The organism is Priestia sp. SIMBA_032 (genome assembly GCF_046535215.1).
GTDB classification, from domain to species: Bacteria; Bacillota; Bacilli; order Bacillales; family Bacillaceae_H; genus Priestia; species Priestia aryabhattai.
Genome location: NZ_JAWRXD010000709.1, coordinates 1 through 270 on the forward strand (window position 1 = coordinate 1; position 270 = coordinate 270).

The 270-nt window shown below is 28.9% G+C and carries 1 pseudogene; it reads right to left on the minus strand.

Going from position 1 to position 270, the window contains the following annotated elements:
• Nucleotides 1-270: pseudogene (locus tag SB717_RS36110) on the minus strand (peptidase domain-containing ABC transporter); the annotation flags it as partial.

Genomic DNA, 270 nt, shown 5'->3' on the forward strand with positions numbered 1-270 from the left:
TTATCTATATCTGAATTAGAAAAAGCGTTGTCAGTTACCCACTCAGTACTAAGTGGGATAACTGTCATTAAACCTTGAATAATAATAGATAGAAAAACTAAACCAAAAAATCTACCTTTATGCTGCTTAAAGTATTTTAAAATTATATTCTCTTGTTTTTCTTTTTGAATAATATCTTTAGTGTTTCCTATAAATTGAAACTGCAATGCAAATCCAGAATATTTTTGCTTAAACTCATCTTGCGGTACTTCAATTTTCCCCCGATTAGGA